We start from the raw sequence: 6527 nt of genomic DNA, 5'->3' as shown, positions 1-6527 counted from the left end.
ACCGCCACCACGAACGCCACCAAGACCAATTTCAGGAAACCCATGACCAACTGCGCGAGCACCTCGCCGCTCGTGGCACCGAAGACTTTCCGCACCGCCACCTCCTGCGCCCGCTGCCGCATGAAGTAGGTGGACATCGCCAGCATCCCCAGCGCCGAAATCACGATCGCCAGCAGCGACAGGAAACCGAGCACCTGTGCCGTCCGCTCCTGCGACTCGTACTGCTGCTGGATCTGGTCGTCGAGGAACGAACCCGTGAAGAGCTGCCCCCCTTTATAGTTGTTGTACCACTCCCGCACCCGGTTCATCGTCCCGAACGGGTCGGCCGGCGAGACCCGGATCAAAATCTGCCACGGATAAAAATTTTCCTCCGGCAACTGGCAGATTATCGCTTCGCCGATCGGCTTGCTCAAGTCCGTCGTGTGGAAATCCCGCACCATCCCCAGCAGCGGAGCCTTCTCGCCGAACTGCGGCGTCCAGCACACCGTGGCATCGTCCGGCAGCTCCATCCGTTTCCACGCCGTCTCGTTGAGCCACACCCCCTGCTGACTTTTAACCCCCGTCCGGCGAATAATCTCGAACCCCATCATCTCCATATAGGCCGAATCGCCGATGAAAACTTGAAAGCTGTGGTCTCTGCCCTCCTTGTCTGTCGCCGAGTTGTTATTCCCGCCATCAGTTGGCGTGCCGGCTACGAAGGCCACCTGCTCGACCCCCGGAATCGCCATCAGCTGGCTCCTAACCGAGGCCCGTTCCGCTACATTTCGGGCCACATTGTCACAGGTGAGGAGGTAGTCGTGCCGGTAGCCTAAGTCGGTCTTCATCATGAAGTTCGTCTGCCGGATCACCGTGATCGTACAGCCGAGCAAGGCAATGGTAATGCAGTACTGAAAAACGATCAAGACCTTGCTGTAGACCATTTTGGTCTGACGGTGGAACGTTCCCCGTACCACATCGATCGGTTTGGAAGCGCGTCAGCACGAAAGCCGGTACCAACCCCGAGACCGCCCCGATCACCAGCACCCCCGCCAAAGCCAGCAGCACATTCTCCGTCGTGAAATTCTCTTTGATGGAGATGTCGGTCTGCATCACCTCCCGGAACCACGGCTCGACACTGGACGCCATCAACAGCCCCAGTACGAACGACACAAAACAGATAATCAACGATTCGAGGATAAATCCGCCGAACAGACTGCCGCGCGAGCCGCCCAACAACCGTCGCGTAGCGGCCTCTTTCGCCCGGAACCCGCTCTGCGCCACCGACAGGTTGATGTAGTTGATCACTGCGAAAACCAGGATCAGCACCGCCGTCAGACCGAGGATCAGCACGAAAGTCGCGTTGTTCCCGCGGAACAGTCCCGTGTTGTCGATTGCCGGATGAAGGTAAATATCCCGCAGCGACACCAACCGGATCGTCTGCGTCGGATCGTTTACAAATGTCGGGTCGCCCAATTCGCGGAAAAATGCCGGCATCTCGGCCGTTTTCGACGACAGGTCCGCCCCCGGTTTCGTCAATACGTACGTCGCATAGGACCGGGTCCCGAAGTCATCGAAGTTGGTCTGGAACATCCGATCTTCAGCCTGTAGTTTGGACATCGGATAGATCATATCCACCGACCGAAAGTGCGTCCGGTCGATATCCCGGATCACGCCGCTGACGATAAATTCCGCTCGGGATTTTTCGGACACCTTGACCGGTTGCCCCACGGCCGACCGATTGCCGAAGAGCTTCCGGGCAAAACTTTCCGACAATACGATATTGTTTTTGGCCTGCAAAGCCGTGTGCGGATCGCCTTCGACGAACGGAAACGAAAAAACGTCGAACAAGGTCGAATCGGCATACCACACGTCGCCCCAAAAGAGCTGTTCCATTACCGGCGAATAGAGTTGTCCGCCGGGGTACCCCCATATCCGCACCGTCGCCTCGATCTCCGAATACCGGGCTTCCAAACCCGGTGCAGTCGGCGCGCCGAACAGTACTCCTTTGGCATGTTCCAGCCGGTAGATCCGTTCGCCTTTTTCATGCTGTCGGTCCACCCGCAGTTCATCCTGAATATACAGCCCGATCAGCACCACGAACATCAACGAGACGGCGAAACCGAAAATGTTGATCGCCGTGAACAGCTTGTTCCGCCGGAGAAAGTTCCAGAACGATTTCAACCCGAATAAGTGCCTCATGACATCAGTATTAAATGGTTCGACTGTACCTTCCCGTGCCAAAAACGTGCAAAACCACTTAATTCGTTGATTATAACAGACATAGACAACAAGCCCGATGGACGGATTGTCTAATTTCTTGACACCTGGTGTCCAAAATTTGGACACCAGGTGCCTAAAAAACCCGGGCCGGTACGCTCCTCGAGAGGAGCGACCGGCCCGGGCGCATCAAACGCCGCCGTGCTTCGCAGCACAGCTCGGACTACGCAGTGATCTCGATGCAGTCGCCATTGTACACGTTCACCCCCAAATGCCGGGCGATGTATTTGATGGCCTGCTGAGCTTTCACCGAGTTGCCGGCGTCGTCTAACGGCGGGGCGAAGGCGGCGATTCCAAACCCACCGGGCAGAACGCCCATAACACCGCCTCCGACACCCGTCTTTGCGGGTATGCCACTGGTATACATCCAGTCGCCTGTATGTTCGTAGAAACCGACCGCGGCGATCATCGCCGTGATCTTGGGGGCGAGCGCCCGGTCGAACACTTGCTTGCCTGTCACCGGGTTCAGCCCGTAGTTCGCGATCGTGCAGCCCGCGACTGCCAGCTGCCGGACGGTCACGCCCATCGAGCACTGGCGAGTATAGAGGTCGAGCGACATGTCCGGATCGTCATAGATCCGGCCGTAATTCTTCAACAGCCATGCGATCGATTTGTTGTTGAAGTTGGTGGCCGTCTCCGACCGGTACAGCTCGTCCTGGAGCACCAACGGCGAACCGCACAAATCGGCCATATTTTCTTCGATCGCTTTCCACTTGGCCTCCGAATTACCGACGGGCGCAACCATGCTGCAAGCCGAAATGGCTCCCGAGTTGACCAGCGGCGTGCTGGGATGGTCGTTCTCCAGCAGGATCGCCATAATGGAGTTGAACGGCAGTCCCGTGGCGTCCGCCCCGATCTTTTCGAGCAGAACTTCGGGCCCTGACTGGCGCAGCACTAACACGGCGGTATGCACTTTCGATATGGATTCGATGCCGAACACGTAGTCTGTATCTCCGACTTCGATCACTTCGCCGCCGGGCAGGCTCACGGCAATCCCGAACAAATCGGAGGGCACGTTGGCCAGGTAGGGTATGTAGTCGGCATTGGCGCCGCCTGTGGTGTTTTTCACTTGCTCGTAGGCTTCGTTCACCACGGCTTTGAGCTCGGCTACAGAAATAGTTTTTTTCATAATATGCCTCGATAATTTTCTGTTATGCAATTATATGCTTAATTGTAGGGTTTATTGTACACTCGGTTTGAGGGAACTGTTCTCTTTGTGAACAAAGAGAACCAGAAAAACTTTTTGAGATGCTAACGCATCTCTTGAGCCTGCCGGGTACCCTTGTCTTTGATCCTTTTGGGGTGTGAGCAATAGCGGGTTATCGAGTGATTACCTTATACCCGCTATTGCCGCACCCCAAAGAAAGTGCAATGCAAGAGGACTGCGGAGCCTAAGGAGTAGCGCAGCTATCTGAAAGTTTCTTTGGTTCTTTCTTTTCAAAGAAAGAACAGTCACTCACAGCACCGCGCAAAATAAACCTACGACAAAGTATATAATCGCTTTTTAAGTCAGGGGAGACATTTCCCCGTATTACACTTATTTGTCGACCTTCGCCGTGACAGCCTTTGCTTTCGCCTTGACCCCCATCTCGGCAGCCTTGACACTCACCTTTCCGGCAGCCGACGAAACAGCCGAAGCCGCAGAAGCCACCCCCTGATTCATCTTCTCCTTCACAGAGTCTTTCAGTTCGCCGACCTTTTCCTTAGCCAGCTCCGCCTTTTCCTTGACCACCTCCTTCATCTGTCCGGCCTTCTCCTTGACCGTTTCCTTCACCAGCTCCGCCTTTTTTTTCAGCGAGCTTTTGGTTTCATCCGCCTTCTCCCGGGCCTGACCCGCCTTCTCTTTCATGCGCTCCTTGAGATGTTCGGCCTCTTTGGAGACCGCCTCTTTGGTGTTCCCGGCCGCACTTTTGATGGAACGGCCCGCCTCTTTCATGTCCTTTTTCGCTTCGGCCAAAGCTTCTTTAGCCTCCTTGTGATTGACAGTCGCTTTCATAATTCGATAGTTTTTGAGAAAAATTTATTAATTGTGTTTATTTACCCGCGGATTGTTCCCCTCACCGGTGTTCGGATCGACGACCGGATTCGCAGTCGGCGGCACTACCGGAGCGCCCGAAGCCGCCGGTGCAGCCTGAACGGTCGCAGCAGTTTCCCAGTGGAACGGTTCGATCCGGGCATTCGGGTCCTTCCATCCCGGTTTGCGCAAAGCATAGATCACGAACGGGACCGCCACGACAATCACCGCACCGATAATCAGTACGCCGAACCACATGCCGTCTCCGATCCCCGAAATGGAACCCGGCTTCACGAAGCTCAGGATAAAGGCCAGCAAAGAACCTAAGAATCCGATTCCGCCGACGAACCAAAGCAGAATATTTCCCTTCTTGCCGATCCGGAACGGACGCTGCTCCTTGGGCATCTTATAGCGCAGCATGATGGCCGAAGCGAACATCAACATGTACATAATCAGATACAAAAGCACCGTCAGCTGGGAAAGAATCTGGTAAAACGACTGCACGGAAGGCATGACCACGAAGAGCAGCCCCAAAAGCGTCACCACGCCCCCCTGCACGTAAAGAATATTTTTCTGAACGCCCAATTTGTTGGTCTTCTGGAAGAACGGCGGCAGATAGCCCGCTTTTCCCACCGTGAAGATACCTTTCGACGGCCCGGCCACCCAAGTCAGCACCCCGGCCAGCACACCGAACGCCAGCGCGACGGCGATCACCGGAGTCGCCCAAGTCAGATGGAGATAGCGCAGATAATTGTCGAATCCGACCAGCAGCGATTGCGTCAGGCTGATGTCTTTGGCCGGAATCACCAGCCCCAAGGCGAAGGTGCCCAATACGAAGATCAACACGGTGATCAACGCGCCGATAAAAATCGCCCGCGGATAGTTTTTCCCCGGATTGTTCACGTCCATCACATGCACGCCCATCATCTCCATCCCGGCATAGAAGAGGAAGATACTGGAGGCCAGCACCAAATTGTCGAACTTCGAGAGGTCGGGAAAGAAGCTCTGGCTCATGTCCATCTGGTTCTGCCCGCCGGTCGAGAGGTAGATGATCCCGAAGATAATCAGCAGGGCGGCCGGAATGATGGTACCGACCATGGCTCCGATTTTGGAAATCTTGCCGACCCAGCCCAGTCCTTTCATCGAGATGAAAGTCGCGATCCAGTAGATGGCCAGCACGACGATCAGGGTGTACAGTTTGTTGGATGCCAGCCCCATGTCGTGCGCTTCGTTCATGCCGATGAACGCGAGGGCGACGGCGCCGAAGGTCAGCACGGTGGGGAACCAGATGGTGCTTTCGACCCATTGCAGGAAAATGGCCAGGAAGCCGGTCCGGGTGCCCATGGCTTCGCCGACCCAGCGGAACACCCCTCCCTGTTTGTTGGCGAACATGGCTGCCAACTCGGCTGCCACCAGTGCCGTCGGGATCAGGAACACGATGGCGGCGAACAGATAATAGAATGCGGAGCTCAGTCCGTAAGTCGCTTCCGCCGGAAGCCCGCGCAGGCTGACGACGGCGGCTACGTTCATAATGGCCAGTGTCATCACACTGAGCTTGAACGCTGTGGATTTGGTTGAATTTGCCATTGTCGGATAGTTTTTGGTTATGAAATATGAATTCAGATATTTGCTAACGTACTGCTAACCCGGTCGGAACCGTCCACTGGCATTCATGCAAAACCCGTGCAATTTTTATCCGCACTTTCTGTATCAGGTTGGGATATGTCAGTTAAGAAGTTAATAGACAGAGGATTAAAACAATTTACTTTACCCCGGCGCGTTCTATTTCGCGGCGGCGCAGAATGACTGGACATCTCCGCAGAACAACGCGCTGTGGCAGGACGAGGTCAAGACTTTGTTCGACCCTTGTCCGGCGGGCTGGCGGGTGCCGAAAAACGGGCCGGACAACCTGAGCCCGTGGAGTGCGTTTACGGTTGAGAACAGTACGTGGAACGGTGAGGCGACCAATCCGTCGGGCGGCCGGTTCTATGACCGCAGCGTAGTCTATGGGCCGACCGGGGCCTGGTATCCGGCCAACGGGGTACGGTATGCGAATACCAGCTATTTAAACGAATGCGAAATAAACGGCTATGCGTGGAGTGCGACCTATGTCGGAGAACTGACTTATCGTTTTTTTTGCAGGGCTTCGACGGTCGAACCGGCTCGTACAGCTTATGGATGGCGTGCTCATAGTTTTTCAGTCCGTTGTGTACGGGAGTAGGAGGTAAGGATAGGAGTGTGAAGCGCCCCGTTCCTC

6 protein-coding genes are annotated in these 6527 nt (G+C 55.5%); 1 reads left to right on the top strand and 5 read right to left on the bottom strand.

Going from position 1 to position 6527, the window contains the following annotated elements; translation table 11 throughout:
* From Q0Z93_RS09360 to gadC, 5 genes are all read right to left on the bottom strand, one after another.
* A partial coding sequence (locus Q0Z93_RS09360; RefSeq protein ID WP_363291727.1) for an FtsX-like permease family protein occupies positions 1-827 on the bottom strand: 827 nt, incomplete at its 3' end.
* On the bottom strand, positions 778-2178 hold the full coding sequence (locus Q0Z93_RS09355) for an ABC transporter permease (RefSeq protein WP_298064864.1): 1401 nt from the start codon (positions 2176-2178) through the stop codon (positions 778-780). The genes Q0Z93_RS09360 and Q0Z93_RS09355, both read right to left, overlap by 50 nt.
* Before the next feature lie 241 nt (positions 2179-2419).
* On the bottom strand, positions 2420-3385 hold the full coding sequence (gene glsA / locus Q0Z93_RS09350; protein ID WP_298064863.1) for a glutaminase A: 966 nt from the start codon (positions 3383-3385) through the stop codon (positions 2420-2422).
* A 408-nt stretch (positions 3386-3793) separates the two neighbouring features.
* Entirely contained in the window at positions 3794-4252 is a 459-nt protein-coding gene (locus Q0Z93_RS09345) for a hypothetical protein (RefSeq protein ID WP_298064862.1), read from the bottom strand.
* 27 nt (positions 4253-4279) lie between these two features.
* A complete protein-coding gene (gene gadC / locus Q0Z93_RS09340) occupies positions 4280-5857 on the bottom strand; it encodes a putative glutamine/gamma-aminobutyrate antiporter GadC (RefSeq protein WP_298064860.1) in 1578 nt (525 codons plus the stop codon).
* 268 nt (positions 5858-6125) lie between these two features.
* Between gadC and Q0Z93_RS09335 the strand changes: the two genes are divergently transcribed.
* Positions 6126-6491 carry a hypothetical protein gene (locus Q0Z93_RS09335; RefSeq protein WP_298064858.1) on the top strand — a complete coding sequence of 122 codons (366 nt, stop codon included), beginning with the start codon at positions 6126-6128 and terminating at the stop codon, positions 6489-6491.
* Positions 6492-6527 lie beyond the last annotated feature (36 nt).

The organism is uncultured Rikenella sp. (genome assembly GCF_947628055.1).
Lineage (GTDB): Bacteria > Bacteroidota > Bacteroidia > Bacteroidales > Rikenellaceae > Rikenella.
Note: the sequence above shows the minus strand (reverse complement) of the source record. Positions and strands in the feature narration are given on the sequence as shown.